Source organism: Amycolatopsis sp. NPDC051102, from assembly GCF_040682815.1.
GTDB lineage: Bacteria > Actinomycetota > Actinomycetes > Mycobacteriales > Pseudonocardiaceae > Amycolatopsis.
Genome location: NZ_JBFBBT010000032.1, coordinates 56,135 through 70,963, shown reverse-complemented (window position 1 = coordinate 70,963; position 14,829 = coordinate 56,135). Strand labels below are relative to the sequence as shown.

Genomic DNA, 14,829 nt, shown 5'->3' with positions numbered 1-14,829 from the left:
GGTGGCGTCCGCGTGTCACCCGGGGGTCGCACGCCACGGGATGGTCGTTACCGGGGCAGCGGCCGGGCCGCCGCCAGCGGTGCGACCGCGGCGCGGACCCCCTTCGCGGTGAAAAAGCCGTCAACGCTGACGGGCAGGCGAATCCGCCAGTTAGGGTACTGGTCGACGGTTCCGGGCAGATTCGGCTGCCGCACCTGGCCCGTCACGTCGGCCGGCGAGGTGAGCACGAGCCGGGACGCGGCTTCCGCGAGCAGGGTGTGCAGCGCGACGACCGGGTCGCCGTCCGGAATCCCTTCGCGCGCAACCAGTTCGAACAGCGCCTTGCGTTCCTCTGCGGCCGCCTGTTCCTCGGCTTCGGCCCCGCGGTCCAGCAGGCCCAGCTCGGCCCGGACCCGGACGTGCTCGCTCTGCAGCCAGCCCGAGACGGTCGGCAGGTCGTGCGTCGAAATGCTGGCCATCGCGTCGGGGTCCCAGCTGCCCGGCGGCGTGAACGGCTGGCCGGGCGCGTCCCAGTCGCGCTCGAACCACAGCACGGCGGAGCTGAGCATCCCCCGTTCGTGCATGGTTTCGGTGACGACCTCTTCGACGGTCCCGAGGTCTTCGCCCACGACCACCGCGCCGGCCCGGTGCGCTTCGAGCGCGAGCACGCCGACCATCGCCTCGGCGTCGTAGTGGACGTACGTGCCGCGGTGCGCGGGCTCGCCCGGCGGGATCCACCACAGCCGCCACAGGCCGGCGATGTGGTCGACGCGGATGCCGTCGGCGAACCGCAGCACCCCGCGGATGACGTCCCGGAAGGGCGCGTACCCGGCCTCGGCCAGCTTGTCCGGCCGCCACGGCGGCAGGTTCCAGTCCTGCCCCTGCTGGTTGAAGGCGTCCGGCGGCGCGCCGACCCGCACGTCGGCGGCGAAGACGTCCTTGAGCGCCCACGTGTCGGCCCCGCCGGGGTGCACCCCGACCGGCAGGTCGTGCACGATCCCGACGGACATCCCGGCCTCGCGCGCGGCCTGCCGCGCCCCTTCCAGCTGGACCCGGCAGAGGTGCTGGAGCCACGCATGGAAGCCGACGCGCTCTTTCAGCTCTTCGCGCGCCTTCGCGGTGGCCGCGCCGGCCGGGTCGCGCAGGTCTTCGGGCCAGTCCCGCCAGTCGCCGCCGTGCCGCTCGGCGAGGGCGCAGAAGAGGGCGAAGTCCTGCAGGTCGCCGTCTTCGGGCACCGCTTCGACGCGGTGCGGCCACAGCAGTTCGAGGGCGGCGCGCTTGGCGGTCCAGACGGCGTCGTAGTCGATCAGCTCGCCTTCGCGGTCCGGGGCCAGCGACTCGACGGCCGCCCGGGTCGCGGCGTCGGCGTTTTCGAAGGTCTCGGTGGCGGTGACACGCAGGTAGACGGGGTTGGCGAACCGACGGCTCGCGGGCGAGTACGGCGAGCGTTCGACGGGGTGCGCCGGGCTGATCGCCTGCACGGGGTTGACCAGCAGCACCCCGGCCCCCAGTTCGGCGGCCGACCGGGCGGCGAAGGTGGCGAGGTCGGCGTAGTCGCCGATGCCCCACGACCCGGGCGAGTGCAGGGCGTAGAGCTGCAGCATCCACCCCCAGGCGGGCCGCACCCGCGGAAGCGCCGCCGGCACGACGGCGAGCACGACGTCCTGGTCGGCGGTGACGACCCGGTGCCACCCGAGCGGCAGGTCCGCGGGCAGCTCCCCGGCGACCGGCCGCCGCGTCCCGTCTTCGAGGACGACCTCGGCGTCGACGCCGAGCGGGTGTGCGGTGCCTTCGCGCACGACGATCGTCGGCGGCAGCGCGGCAGGCGCCTCACGCGCGGCGCCGAGGGCAGCGGCAATGGCGTCGTCACTGGTGGCATCGACACCGAACTGGCCGAGGACGGCGACGACGACATCGTCGTCCACCTCCACCCAGACCCGGTCGGCGTTCTCGTACCGGGTGGCGACCCCGTGGTGGTCGGCGAGCTGGTGCAGGGCACTGCGGGCGGGGATCTGTTCGGGCACGGCACCAGCATTCCGGTGCCCGGCCGTTCCCGCCATCCGCACCGGACGACGTCACTCCGGTGGCCTGTGCCCGCGGCGGGAGCGGCAGCCCCCTGGCCCGGCCCCGGCGCCCGGCCTGGGCGCCCGATCCCGGCACCGGCCTGCGGGTTCTTCGCCGGCCCTGCCGCCGACGTGCCGGGACGCCCGGCCTCCGCTCCCGGGTACAGGCCGCCATCCTCGCGCAGGACGGAAAGCCGGCCTCGGCCGATCTGCAGGAGGGCCCGTGACCTTCTAACTTCTCCTCATGGGTGTGCGGAGAACGCTGAACGTGGACGAGGTCCTGGCGCGCCAGGACTCCGGGGAGCTCAAGCGGCGGCTGCGCGGACGCGACCTGGTCGGGTTCGGGGTCGGGATCATCATCGGCACCGGCATCTTCACCCTCGCCGGCGTCGAAGCGAAGACGCACGCCGGGCCCGCCGTGACGCTGTCGTTCGTGCTCGGCGCGGTCGTCGCCGGGCTGGCGGCGCTGTGCTACGCCGAGCTCGCCTCCAGCGTCCCGACGGCCGGGAGTGCCTACACCTACGCCTTCGCGACCCTCGGCGAGATCTTCGCCTGGATCATCGGCTGGGACCTGCTGCTGGAGTTCGCGCTCGGCGCGGCCGTGGTCTCGCGCGGCTGGTCGGGGTACCTGGCGAACCTGCTCGGGCTGTCGCCGGAGTGGTTCGGCGAGGACGCGAAGGTCAACGTCGGCGCGGTGCTGATCATCGCCGTGCTGACCGTGGTGGCCGTGCTGGGCATCAAGGAATCGGCCTGGCTGACCAACCTGCTGGTGTGCGTGAAGGTCGCGGTCTGCGTGCTGGTGCTCGCGGTCGGCCTGTTCTTCGTCAAGGGCGCGAACCTGACGCCGTTCATCCCGCCGGCCCAGGCGCCGCAAGGCGGTTCGTCGGTGCTGGAACAGCCGATCGTGCAGGCCGCGCTCGGGCTGGAGCAGTCGGTCTACGGCATCGCCGGGATGATCACCGCGGCCGCCGTGGTCTTCTTCGCCTACACCGGCTTCGAAGCGCTCGCGAACCTCGGCGAGGAGACGCTGAACCCGCGCAAGGACCTCCGCGTCGGCATCCTCGGCGCGCTCGCCGTGTGCGCGCTGCTCTACATCGGCGTGTCGATCGTGCTGACCGGCATGATCCCGTTCACCGACATCGACACCGGCGCCCCGCTGGCGGACGCGTTCGACCGCGTCGGCCAGCACTGGGTGGGCGCGCTGATCTCGCTCGGCGCGGTGACCGGCCTGACGTCGGTGATGATGGTCGAGCTGGTGACCATCGGGCGGATCGGCTTCGCGATGGGCCGCGACGGCCTGCTGCCCAAGGCGCTCGGCACCACGCACCCGCGCTGGGGCACCCCGCACCGGATGACCATCGGGGGCGCCGTGCTGATCGCCGTGCTGGCGGCGTTCATCCCGATCTCCGAGCTGGCCGACATGGTGAGCATCGGCGCGCTCTCGGCGATGATCATCGTGGCGGTGGCGGTCCCGGTGCTGCGCCGCCGCCGTCCCGACCTGGACCGGCCGTTCACCGTGCCGTTCTCGCCCGCCGTCCCGGTGATCGCGGCGCTGGCGTGCCTGTACCTGATGCTCAACCTCAACGTGCTGACGTGGATCCGGTTCGCCGTGTGGCTGGTGATCGGCCTGGTGATCTACTTCGCCTACGGGCGGCGGCACTCCCGGTTCGCCGCCGACGCCCCGGTCAGTCCCAAAAGGACGGACTGAGCCCGGCGACGCGGGCCGCTTCGCGCACCACGGCGGCCTGGTCGGTGTCGACGACCACGAGGACGCCGAGGCCGGCCAGGGCCGCCGTCACCCATTCGACCGGCTGGTCGTGCAACCCGTTGTCGCCCAACGACGGATAAGTGTCCACAACGGACAGCAGAGTCCCTTCGGCGCCGATGCGGATCCCGGCCAGGAGCACGAAGTGACCGCCGGGCGGGCGCCAGCGGGACGTCCACAGTGGCGGGACGCCGGTGTCGAGGTAGTCGAGCAGCGCGCGTTCCGGGGTGTCGTGCGCGCCGAGCTCGGCGCCGTCGATCCGGGCGATCACCGCGACGCGCGGGACGTCCCACAGCCCGACCAGCAGGTCGAAGAGCGACTCGGTGGTCCACTCCCCCGTCACCGGCACCGCCGCGAGCGCACCGTGCGACAGCGACCCGGCGGCCGCCGCCAGCCCGGAAACGCGGGTGCCCGCCGCGGCCGGGTCCCCGGCGACCGGCAGCGGCAGCCGGAACCCGGCCCGCCCGGCCTCGCCGCGCGGGCGCACGACGGGGCCGCGGACCGTGCCCGCAGCCGCCGCGACGGCGTCCTGGTCGGGCACGTCGAGCCCGGCCGCCCGCAGCGCGGCGAGACCGCAGAACGCCGCGGCCAGCCCGTCCTTCTGGGGCAGTTCCGCCTGGGCCACCGCGGCCAGCCGGGCGCCGCCCGGGAGCCACCGCACCCCGGACAGGTCCAGCTGCCCGCCGTCGATCCCCGAAGACATCGGTCCCCTCAGAACCTCGTTGAGCCGTCGGCCGGCGCGATCGTCACCACGAGCGGCGGCCCGTCCTGACCAGAATAGGGTTCTCAGTAGCGCCAAAGGTGGGCGGCGACGATCTCCTCGGCCGGGCGTTCGGCCGCCCACGCCGCGTCGGACGCCCGCACCGCCCGGAAGGCGCCCAGCAGCTTGTCGCCGAGCACACCGGCGATCCGCGGCGACGCCATGAGCGCGGCGTCCTGCGCGGCGGTGTCCGCCGGCAGCCGCCGCACCCCGCGGGCTTCGCGGTCGCCGTCCGGCCAGCCGCCCGGGTCCGCACCGATCGGCTCCGGCAGCGCGGGCGCGTCTTCGATGCCGGCCATCCCGGCGGCCAGCACCACGGCCAGCGCCAGGTACGGGTTGGCCGAGGCGTCGGACGTCTTGAGCTCGACGTTCGCGTGGTCGGCGCCCAGCAGCGTCGAGCCGGGGACGTACCGCAGCGGCGCTTCCCGGTTTTCGACGCCCCAGAACGCGTAGGCGCCGGCGAAGAAGCCGGGGCGCAGCCGCAGCGTCGACGGGACGCTCGGCGCGGTGACCGCGGTCAGGGCCGGCAGGTCGCGCAGCAGCCCGGCGAGGTAGCCGGCGCCGTCGCCGCCGGGGCGCCCGGTTTCGTCGCTTTCGAGCAGGTTGCGGCCCTGGCGGCGGACGGAGGTGTGCAGGTGCCAGCCGTTCCCGGCCGCACCGACGCCGATCATCGGCGCGAAGCTGACGGCGAGCCCGTGCACGCGCGCGGCGGCGTGGATGGTCTGCCGGGCGAGCAGCTGGTCGTCGGCGGCGGACACCGGGTCGGTGGCGGCCAGCGACAGCTCGAGCTGCGCGACGCCGTACTCGGCGTGCAGCTGGCCGATCCGCAGCCCGTTGGCGTCGAGGTCGTGCAGGAGTGCGGCGACGAACCCGTCGAGGCCGACGAGGGCGTGCGGGCTGTAGGCCGGCCCGGGGTGCCCGGGCGTGGTGAGGATGTCGGGGCTGCCGGCGGGAGCGACGGCGAATTCCAGCTCGTAGCCGGCGCGGAACTCCAGCCCGCGCCGCGCCGCCTCGTCGACCTGCCGTTCGAGGACGGCCCGCTGGCAGTAGGGCCACGGATCGCCATCCCGGGTGAGCTGCCGGACGGGCGCCCAGGCGAGCGCGGGCTGCCCGGCGAGCCGCCGCAGCCGGTCGATCACGGGCACGAGCCGGACGTCCCCGGAGGGCGTCGAGAGGCCTTCGTGCCGGTAGGTGATGGCGTCGTGGCTGTCGAAGACGGCGAAGAGCGAGGTGGCTCCGACACCGCGGGTGGCGGCCTCGGCGAGCCCGGCAACGGGCACGATCCGCGAGCGCGGAATGCCGTTGTTGTCCGCCCAGGCGAGGTGGACACCACCCACTCCGGCGGCGGCGAAGTCCTTCGCCGCGGCCGACGCCGCTTTCGTCATGGCCACCCGCTTCCCTGCCGCCCGGGGTAAGTATCCCGGGCGGACGGGGCGAGGGCCATCACGATCCGGCCGTGGCGGCGGCCCTCGCCGGGCTCACGCGTTGACCTGGGTCATCGGCGGTCATCCCCAGCCGGCCGTGGTGGCGGCGGGCCTCGCCGGATCGTGGGGTTCCACCGCCAGGCCAGACTCGCCCAACCCCCGGGCGGTTCCACCGCCAGGCCAGACTCGCCCCCCAACGCGGCAGAGCCCGCAGCACCGGCGCGTACAACCTCGGCGGGCTCCGCCCACGCCGAACCGGCGCAAACCCCCTCAGTCGCCCCCTCACCCCGGCGGCTCCGCCCCCACGGGCGCCTCCCGGCTCCGCAGCGCCACCCCGCCGACCACCGCGAGCGTCCCGGCCGCCTCCACCACACCCGGCACCTGACCGAGCAGCAAGAACCCCATCACCGAAGCCGTCACCGGCAGGAGCGCCAGCAGTGTCGCGAAGCGTGCCTGGCCCACCCGGCGCAAAACGACCTGGTCGAGCCCGTACGGGACCACCGTCGACAGCACCCCCACCCCGATCCCCAGCAGCAGCATCCGTGGCGAAGACCACACTTCCCCCGTGCCGGCCGCCAGCGGGGACAGCACCAGCGTCGCCGCCGCGAAGCCGATCGCCAGGCTGTCGATGCCGTCGCCGTCGACCGCCACCCTCTTGCCCAGCAGGATGTAGGCCGCCCAGGCCGCCGCTGCCGACAGGGCGAACACCACACCCCAGAAGCTGCCGCCCAGACGGACGTCCGCGATCGCCACCACGCCCCCCGCCACCAGCAGCAGCGCCAGGATGTCCCGCAGCGTGCGGGAACCCAGGGCCGCCACCACCACCGGTCCCGCGAACTCCACCGCCACCGCCGTGCCCAGCGGGAGCCGGGCGATCGCCTCGTAGAACAGCACGTTCATGCCCGCCGTCACCACGCCGAACACGATCGCCAGCAGCAGGCGCCTGCCCCGCCAGGCCGCTCGGCCCGGGCGGCGCCAGGCCAGCAGGACCACCGCCGCGCCGAGGCAGCGGAGCCAGGCCACGCCCGCCGGGGTCGCGTGGCCGAAAAGCTCGACCGCGACCGCCGCGCCGGCGTACATCGAAATTCCGCTGAGAACGAACAAGAGCGGAGCGGGTACCGCGGAAAGCCGTCGCCGCGAAGTCACCGTACTCACCGTCCCATGGTGCCTGAGCACGGAAAACGTAACTCTCCGGGTATTCGTCTCCTGGAATGCGGGATGCGGTTACGGCATCCGGGGTAAATCGACGTGACTCAGGTCCCACCGGCGCGGGAACACTTGCGAGCCGCGAAACGTCTGGAACAGTGGAAGCACGAACACGCGGAGCCGGAGGCGATCGCCGCCACCGGCATCAGTGCCAAGTGGGCGTAGCTGGATCGATGGCACCGGGCGACCGGTGCCGGGACGGAGGGAGACCCCCATGACATCGCCGACGCTCACCCGCCCCGAACTGACCGCCGCCGACCGCTGTGACCGGTGCGGAGCAGCAGCTCAGGTACGAGCCGTTCTCTCCGGAGGCGGCGAACTGCTCTTCTGCGGGCACCACGCTCGCGAGCACGAGGCCAAGCTCAAGGAACTGTCCGCCGACATCCAGCGGTAACGACCCAGACGCGAGAGGCGGCCGGTGCGCACAGGCACCGGCCGCCTTTCTGCATCTTGCAGATTGCGTGCCGAATATCACGGTACGGCCGCGAACCGCAGTGATTACGGACACAAAAGCAGACAGAAAATCAGACAGAATCCAGCACCACTTCGAAGGCCACCTCGGCGGCGCCCAGCAGCTTCCCGTCGGCCCCCAGCGCCGAGCTGACGATCCGTGTGCCGCCGACCGCGCGGCTCACCAGGCTGCGCCGCCGCACTTCGGTCCCGACGTGCCGCAGCACCGCCTCCGGGAGCACCGTCAGCAGGTCGCCGAGGATCACCAGCTGCGGCCCCAGCAGGTTGACGACGTTGATCAGCCCCAGCGTCAGCCACTCGGCGAACTCCGCGAGCCGGGTCATCGCCGCCTCGGAGTCGCGGCCCAGCTCGCGCAGCTCGAACAGGATCGCCCCGCGCGCGGTGTCCTCGGCCAGCCCGAGCGCCCGGCACAGCGCCGCCTCGCCGACCTCGGTCTCCCAGCAGCCGCTGCTGCCGCAGTAGCAGGGGCGGCCGTCCGGGCGGATCACCATGTGCCCGATCTCGCCGACGTACCCGGAGCCGCCGCGCAGCGCAGCGCCTTCGGCGATGACGCCGCCGCCGACACCCACGTCCGCCGAGATGTACACGATGTCGGACGCCCCGCGGGCGGCCCCGCGCAGGTGCTCGGCCACCGCGCCGAACTCGGCGTCGTTCCCGACCAGGATCGGGATCTGCAGCACCCCGCCGAGCCGCTCGCCCAGCGCCACGTCCGTCCAGCGCAGGTTCGGGGCCTCGTGCACGTGCCCGTCCGCGCGCCGGACGACGCCGGGCACCGACACCCCGGCCGCCACCGGGGTCACGTCGAGGTCGCCGGCCAGGATGGCCGTCGACTCGATGATGTGGGTGATGACCTCCTCGGGCTGGCCCATCCGGCCGCGCAGGTTCCAGCTGTTGCGGCCCAGGATCTGCCCGCCCAGCCCGACCAGGGCGATCGCGACGTGCTCGACCTGCAGGTCGACCGCGAGCACGACCGCCGCGTGGGGCTGGGGCAGGACCAGGAGCGAGGGGCGGCCCGCCCCTCGTCCCGGCCTCGGCACCTTCTCCTCGACGACACCGGCTTCGGCGAGCCCGTCGACGAGGGTCTTGATCGTGCTCCGGTTGAGCCCCAGCTCCGCGGCCAGGGTCGCCCGGGTGCTCGGCCCGCCGACGTGCAGCAGGCGGAGCAGGGTCGTGCGGTTGTGCCGGCGCACCTCGTCGGGTCGAGCAACGGGCGAGCTGGTCACGGGTTTGATCATCCCATGCTGGTTCAGCGCGCCGACGCAGCCGCGCGGCGCCGGGACAGCGCGTCGACCGTGGCGGCGAGGAGCAGGACCAGACCGGTGATGATGTTGACCACTGCGGCCGGCTGCTTGAGCAGGCCGAGGCCGTTGATCACGACGGCGATCACGAGGCCACCGACCACGGCGTCGGACACCCGGCCCTTGCCGCCGAACAGCGACGTGCCGCCGATGACGGCCGAACCGACCGCGAACAGCAGCGTGTTCAGGCCACCGGACTGCGGGCTGACCGAACCGACCTTCGACGCGGCGACGATGCCGCCGATGGCCGCGATCGCCGAGCCGATGACGAACACGCTCGCGCGGATCTTCGGCACGTCGATACCGGCGCGGCGGGCGGCTTCCTTGTTGCCGCCGACCGCGTAGACGTACCGGCCGTACTTGGTCCGGTTGAGCACGTAGGTCCCGGCCACCAGCAGCGCCAGCATGATCGGGATGACGTACGGGACACCCTGGATCGTGACGACCGTCTTGTTCGGCGAGCGGTCGATCGTCAGCAGCCAGGTGCCCACCGCCGACAGCACGACGAGCGCGCCGACCTTGACCATCACCAGCGCCGTCGGCTGGACGACCAGGCCGCGCTGGAGCCGCTTGAAGTGGCTGATCAGCGTGATCACCGCGAACCCGCCGGCCGCGACGAGGAAGAAGATCCAGCTGCCCAGGATGTTCAGGTTGCCGTTGGCGATCTTGTACAGGACGTCCGAGTTGCTGATGCCGATCGTGCCGCCTTCACCGATGAACTGCAGCAGGACGCCCTGCCACACGATGAACAGCGCCAGGGTCACGACGAAGGACGGCATGCCGATCTTCGACACGAGGAACCCGGTGATGCAGCCGATCGCGGTGCCGACGCAGATCGCCAGCAGGATCTCCAGCCAGGCGTTGGCCGGGACACCGATCGCGACGATCAGCAGGCCGATCAGCGACAGCGCGGCACCCGCCCAGATCCGCTGGTAGGCCGACAGCAGCATGGCCACGGCGAGGACCGCGATGAACGTGACGAACACGCCGGTCCCCAAGGAGCCCAGCAGGTTGCCGGCGTGCACGTAGTGCAGGGCCATCACGGACGCGGCGGTACCGGAAGCCACACCGGCGGCGAGGTCGATCTCGCCGAGCAGCAGCACGAAGACGATGCCCATCGCGATGATGATGACGCCCGCGCCCTGCGGGAACACGTTGGCGATGTTGGCCAGCGTGAAGAAGTTGTCCGACAGCGCGCTGAACAGGATGACCAGCACGAGCAGGCCGAACAGCGAAGGCAGCGCGCCCAGTTCACCGGCCCGCAGGCGGGCGAAGTAGTCGCGGATGGCTTCGCCGGTTGACATCGATGTCGTGTCGATGCCGAAGTCGGAGATGGCCCCGGTGGGGGCCTGGGTCTGCGCGAGCGCGTCGGCGGGGGTGCCGACCTCGTGCTTGGCAGGGGTTTCAGTCATTTCCGGTTCTTTCTTCCCGCTCACAGGACCACGGCTTCGGGCCGGGCCAGGCCGAGGTCACCGGAGCGACCGGCGGTGATCAGTTCCACGACCTGGCCGTGGGTGACGTCCTTCGTGTGCACCTCGGCGACGAGCCGGCCGAGGTAGAGCACGGCGATGCGGTCGGCGACCTCGAACACGTCGGCCATGTTGTGGCTGATCAGCACGACCCCGAGGCCCTGCTCGGCCAGCCGCCGGACCAGGTCCAGCACCTGCCGGGTCTGCGCGACGCCGAGGGCGGCGGTCGGCTCGTCGAGCACGACGACCTTGCTGTTCCACAGCACCGACTTCGCGATGGCGACGGTCTGCCGCTGGCCACCGGACAGCGAGGAGACCGGCGTGCGGACCGACTTCACGGTCCGGACCGAGAGGGAGGCCAGCGTTTCGCGGGCGGCCTTCTCCATGCTGGCTTCGTCGAGCTTCCAGGAACTGCCGCGCTCGCGGCCGAGGAACATGTTCTGGACGATGTCGAGGTTGTCGGCGAGGGCGAGGTCCTGGTAGACGACCTCGATGCCGAGCTCGGCCGCGTCCTTCGGGCCGCGGATGTGGGCGTCCTGCCCGTTGAACCGCACGGCCCCCGAGTCGTACGGGTGGATGCCGGCGATGCACTTGACGAGGGTCGACTTGCCGGCACCGTTGTCGCCGACCAGCGCGGTCACCTCGCCCGCACGCACGTCGAAGTCCACGTCGTGGAGGACGTGGACCGGGCCGAAGCTCTTGTTCAGGCCCTTGATCTCGAGAATGGGCTCACTCATGGATGGGCTTTCTCCTGGGTGGGGACCGGGCCGGGACGCGCCGTCGGGGTGCGCGTCCCGGCCCGGCTGTTCATGGGGAACTGCGGGGGCTCAGGAGATGCCGAGCGAGCTGCACTTGGCGGCGAGGTCGCCACCGCAGATCTCGGTCGCCTTCACGTAACCCTGGGTGACGACGGTCTTGATGTCCTTGGCCAGGATCGTCGTCGGGGTCAGCAGCACGGACTTGATGTCGCGGTTGCCCTTCGGGTCGTGCAGCTTGCCCGTGGCGATGGCGTCGGCGCCCGCCTTGTCACCCTTGGCCAGCGCGGCGGCCAGCTTGGCGCTCGCCTCGGCCTCTTCCTTGATCGGCTTGAACACGGTCATGTACTGCTCGCCGCGCATGACCGCCATCAGGCCGTCGGCGGTGGCGTCCTGGCCGGTGACCGGGATCTTGCCGTTCAGGCCGTTCTTCTTGAGGATGGTGATGACCGCGCCGGCCAGGCCGTCGTTCGCCGCGACGACACCGTCGACCTTGCCGGCGTTGGCCTGGAAGATCTGCTCGAACGTCGTGCCGCCGAGCTGGTTGTCCCAGTCGTTGATCGGCTGCTTCTGGATCCGCTTGAGCTTGCCGGAGGAGAACAGCGGTTCGAGGACGGAGTCCTGGCCGTTGGTGAACAGCGTGGCGTTGTTGTCGGTCGGGGCGCCCTCGATCTGGACGACACCCGCGCCGGCCTTGTCCTTCAGCGCGTCCGCCATGGCCTGGCCCTGCAGCTGGCCGACCTTCTCGTTGTCGAACGAGACGTAGTAGTCGGCGCTGCCGCCGAGGCTCGGGCGGTCGTAGTTGATGACCGGGATGCCCGCGGTCTTCGCCTTGTTCTCGACGGCGGCACCGACGGCCGGGTCGGACGGGGCGATGATCAGGACCTTGACGCCGGAGCTGATGAAGCCGTCGGCCAGCGTCGAGAACTTCTGGGCGTCGCCCTGGGCGTTCTGGACGTCGGCGTCGAAGCCCTGCGCCGCGAGCGCGGCCTGGAGCATCGGCTTGTCGAAGGCTTCCCAGCGGGCCGAGCTGGCGGTCTCCGGCAGGATGACGCCGACCTTGCCGCTGGCGCCGCCACCGGCGGCCGGGGCGGACGCGGAAGCGGAGTTGCTCCCCGTGCCCCCGCTGTTCGAACTGTTGGTGCCACATGCGGTCAGCGCCAGGCCGGCGCTCACCGTCGCGGCGAGGAGGGTAAGGGTTCTGCTGCGCATCCTCGTTCCTTCCGGATCCAAGCATTGGTGACGAGCGGCCCTCGGCGTGTGCTCCGGGCCTGCGAGGCGGCGATCCGGGGAGGCCCGGCGCACCGTCGCGCATATGTTGTGGGCGACAACATATGCCGCTGAGCGGCTGCGGGGAAGATAGCTGGATCGATTAAATGACACCAATTGGACACGGTTCGGCAACACGAGCTGAACCTCGCCCGGAAAGAGTAGATCCGCTGACGATGTGATCGCCAGCACTCACGGTTAGTTACATCGATGTTTCAAGAGGCGCCCGCGTTGCTCCGGTCGTGTGCACCGAGCGCGACCTCGTGGCGAACCCACGGCCACGCGCCGGGATTGGTCGCCGACTTGCGGGATTCGCCGGACATCGTGCCCGGGAGGCCATCGGACCGGGGACGGACGGGCAGGGCTTCCGCTACTTGGCGAGCACGGAACGTCACGAGGGCGTGGAAGGTCCCGGTCGGGGCGGTGGGAACGGACAGTGATGGCCGAGCTTCAGCCTCATGGGCGACGCCGAGGCGGCGCCGGGCCGGCCGTGGACGGCGGACCGAGCGGGCCCCGGGCCGCCCGTGGGCGGCGGCCTGAGCCGGCTCCGGGCGCGGAGCCCTCCCCGGCTCCGGAAGCCGCTCCTACCAGGACCGCAGCGTGACGATCCGCTCCTCGAGCTGCTCGACGGTCGCCATGGCCGTCACCGGCCCGCCGCAGACCCGCCTCAGCTCGTTGTGGATCGCGCCGTGCGGCTTCTTCGTCCGGTGGTGGTACATCCCCACCAGCGCGTTCAGCTCTTTCCGCAGCGCGCCCAGCCGCTCGCTCACCGACTGGGGGCGGGCGGTCGGCGGCGGCGCCTCCTCCTTGGCGGGCTTCCGGCGCTTCTCGTCCGCGATCTGCTCTTCCTGGCGCTTCCGCAGCAGCGCCCGGACCTGGTCCGGCTCCAGCAGGCCCGGCAGGCCCAGGTACTCCTGCTCCTCGTCGGACCCCGAGAACACCGCCGTGCCGAACGAGTTGCCGTCGTAGATGACCTGGTCGAGCTCGGCGGAGGCGCCCAGGGAGGTGAACGCCTTCTCCTCCTCGCCCGGCTCGTCCTCGGTGCGGTTGGCCTGGGCCAGGAGCTCGTCCTCCCAGCCCTCCTTCTCGCGGTGCGGCTTGCCCAGCACGTGGTCGCGCTGGGCCTCCAGCTCGCTGGCCAGCTCCAGCAGCACCGGCACCGACGGCAGGAAGACGCTCGCCGTCTCGCCCTTCTTCCGGGCTCGCACGTACCGGCCGATCGCCTGGGCGAAGAACAGCGGGGTCGAGGCGCTCGTGGCGTACACGCCCACGGCCAGGCGCGGGACGTCGACGCCTTCGGAGACCATCCGGACCGCCACGATCCAGCGCTCGTTCGTCTCGGAAAACTCCTTGATCCGGCCCGAGGCCTTCGGGTCGTCCGAGAGCACCAGCGTCGGCATCTCGCCCGAGATGCGTTCCAGGATCTTCGCGTACGCCCGCGCCGACTCCTGGTCCGTCGCGATCACCAGGCCGCCCGCGTCCGGCACGCTCTGGCGGACCTGCGACAGCCGCGTGTCGGCGGCCTGCAGCACCGCCGGGATCCACTCCCCCGCCGGGTCGAGCGCCGTGCGCCACGCCCGGGCGTTCTGCTCCGCCGTCAGCGGCTCGCCGAGCCGGGCGGTGAACTCCTCGCCCGCGCTCGTGCGCCAGGACGCCTCGCCCGAGTACGCCAGGAAGACGACCGGCCGGACCACGCCGTCGGCCAGCGCGTCCGCGTAGCCGTACGCGTGGTCGGCCTTGCTGCGCTGGAAGCCGCCCGAATCCGGCTCGTAGGTGACGAACGGGATGGCCGAGTCATCGGACCGGAACGGCGTCCCGGTCAGCGACAGGCGCCGCACGGCCGGGGTGAACGCCTCGCGGATCGCGTCACCCCAGGACTTCGCGTCGCCGCCGTGGTGGATCTCGTCGAGGATCACCAGCGTCTTGCGGTTCTCCGTGCGCACCCGGTGCAGCGTCGGGTGCGCCGCGACCTGCGCGTACGTCAGCGCGACGCCGTTGTAGTCCGACGACGTGACGCCGGTGGTGTTGCGGAAGTTCGAGTCGATGGCGATGCCGGCCGCCGCGGCCGAAGCCGCCCACTGGTGCTTGAGGTGCTCGGTCGGCGTGACGATGGTGATCGCCTCGACCGTGCGGTCGCTCAGCAGTTCGGCGGCGATCCGCAGGCCGAACACCGTCTTGCCGGCACCCGGCGTCGCCACCGCGAGGAAGTCCTTCGGCTTCTGCGTCAGGTACTTGGTGAGCGCCCGACGCTGCCACGCCCGCAGCGGGCGCGCGGTCGAGTCCTTCTCCGCGGGAGGCGCCCCGAGCTGCGTCTCCGTCATGCCGGTCCTCCCCCTCGCTTGAGCCGTTGACGTGCGAAAACCCTCACTG

11 protein-coding genes are annotated in these 14,829 nt (G+C 72.0%); 2 read left to right on the top strand and 9 right to left on the bottom strand.

The window, feature by feature from the left end:
• Positions 1-47 precede the first annotated feature (47 nt).
• On the bottom strand, positions 48-2,003 hold the full coding sequence (gene malQ, locus AB0M93_RS45185) for a 4-alpha-glucanotransferase (protein ID WP_364286432.1): 1,956 nt from the start codon (positions 2,001-2,003) through the stop codon (positions 48-50).
• A gap of 283 nt (positions 2,004-2,286) precedes the next feature.
• Between malQ and AB0M93_RS45180 the strand changes: the two genes are divergently transcribed.
• Positions 2,287-3,750: an amino acid permease gene (locus AB0M93_RS45180; protein WP_364286429.1), complete on the top strand. Its 1,464-nt coding sequence runs from the start codon at positions 2,287-2,289 to the stop codon at positions 3,748-3,750.
• Here AB0M93_RS45180 and AB0M93_RS45175 read toward each other — a convergent pair.
• From AB0M93_RS45175 to AB0M93_RS45165, 3 genes are all read right to left on the bottom strand, one after another.
• Positions 3,728-4,510: a hypothetical protein gene (locus tag AB0M93_RS45175; RefSeq protein ID WP_364286426.1), complete on the bottom strand. Its 783-nt coding sequence runs from the start codon at positions 4,508-4,510 to the stop codon at positions 3,728-3,730. The genes AB0M93_RS45180 and AB0M93_RS45175 overlap by 23 nt on opposite strands.
• An 83-nt stretch (positions 4,511-4,593) precedes the next feature.
• Positions 4,594-5,952 (bottom strand): glutamine synthetase family protein, encoded by a 1,359-nt coding sequence (locus tag AB0M93_RS45170; protein WP_364286423.1) that lies wholly within the window; start codon positions 5,950-5,952, stop codon positions 4,594-4,596.
• Between the two features lie 321 nt (positions 5,953-6,273).
• Positions 6,274-7,095 (bottom strand): EamA family transporter, encoded by an 822-nt coding sequence (locus tag AB0M93_RS45165; protein WP_364286464.1) that lies wholly within the window; start codon positions 7,093-7,095, stop codon positions 6,274-6,276.
• Between the two features lie 316 nt (positions 7,096-7,411).
• Here AB0M93_RS45165 and AB0M93_RS45160 point away from each other — a divergent pair, with 316 nt between their 5' ends.
• A complete protein-coding gene (locus AB0M93_RS45160) occupies positions 7,412-7,591 on the top strand; it encodes a hypothetical protein (RefSeq protein ID WP_191316871.1) in 180 nt (59 codons plus the stop codon).
• 130 nt (positions 7,592-7,721) lie between these two features.
• Here AB0M93_RS45160 and AB0M93_RS45155 read toward each other — a convergent pair whose 3' ends face one another.
• The 5 genes from AB0M93_RS45155 to AB0M93_RS45135 form a co-directional block, all read right to left on the bottom strand.
• Positions 7,722-8,903, bottom strand: coding sequence for an ROK family transcriptional regulator (locus tag AB0M93_RS45155; RefSeq protein ID WP_364286420.1), 1,182 nt, complete (start codon positions 8,901-8,903; stop codon positions 7,722-7,724).
• An 11-nt stretch (positions 8,904-8,914) separates the two neighbouring features.
• Complete coding sequence (locus tag AB0M93_RS45150; RefSeq protein WP_364286417.1) at positions 8,915-10,378, bottom strand: ABC transporter permease; 1,464 nt, start codon at positions 10,376-10,378, stop codon at positions 8,915-8,917.
• A gap of 20 nt (positions 10,379-10,398) precedes the next feature.
• Positions 10,399-11,172 carry an ATP-binding cassette domain-containing protein gene (locus AB0M93_RS45145; protein ID WP_004561026.1) on the bottom strand — a complete coding sequence of 258 codons (774 nt, stop codon included), beginning with the start codon at positions 11,170-11,172 and terminating at the stop codon, positions 10,399-10,401.
• 90 nt (positions 11,173-11,262) lie between these two features.
• A complete protein-coding gene (locus AB0M93_RS45140) occupies positions 11,263-12,402 on the bottom strand; it encodes a substrate-binding domain-containing protein (protein WP_364286414.1) in 1,140 nt (379 codons plus the stop codon).
• A 641-nt stretch (positions 12,403-13,043) separates the two neighbouring features.
• Entirely contained in the window at positions 13,044-14,780 is a 1,737-nt protein-coding gene (locus AB0M93_RS45135) for a DEAD/DEAH box helicase (protein WP_364262012.1), read from the bottom strand.
• Between the last annotated feature and the right edge of the window lie 49 nt (positions 14,781-14,829).

Excerpts from the sequence above, each read along its gene's own strand:
- AB0M93_RS45180 (WP_364286429.1), top strand. The coding sequence starts at position 2,287 with ATGGGTGTGCGGAGAACGCTGAACGTGGACGAGGTCCTGGCGCGCCAG.
- AB0M93_RS45175 (WP_364286426.1), bottom strand. The coding sequence starts at position 4,510 with ATGTCTTCGGGGATCGACGGCGGGCAGCTGGACCTGTCCGGGGTGCGG.
- AB0M93_RS45170 (WP_364286423.1), bottom strand. The coding sequence starts at position 5,952 with ATGACGAAAGCGGCGTCGGCCGCGGCGAAGGACTTCGCCGCCGCCGGA.
- AB0M93_RS45160 (WP_191316871.1), top strand. The coding sequence starts at position 7,412 with ATGACATCGCCGACGCTCACCCGCCCCGAACTGACCGCCGCCGACCGC.
- AB0M93_RS45155 (WP_364286420.1), bottom strand. The coding sequence starts at position 8,903 with ATGATCAAACCCGTGACCAGCTCGCCCGTTGCTCGACCCGACGAGGTG.
- AB0M93_RS45150 (WP_364286417.1), bottom strand. The coding sequence starts at position 10,378 with ATGACTGAAACCCCTGCCAAGCACGAGGTCGGCACCCCCGCCGACGCG.
- AB0M93_RS45145 (WP_004561026.1), bottom strand. The coding sequence starts at position 11,172 with ATGAGTGAGCCCATTCTCGAGATCAAGGGCCTGAACAAGAGCTTCGGC.
- AB0M93_RS45140 (WP_364286414.1), bottom strand. The coding sequence starts at position 12,402 with ATGCGCAGCAGAACCCTTACCCTCCTCGCCGCGACGGTGAGCGCCGGC.
- AB0M93_RS45135 (WP_364262012.1), bottom strand. The coding sequence starts at position 14,780 with ATGACGGAGACGCAGCTCGGGGCGCCTCCCGCGGAGAAGGACTCGACC.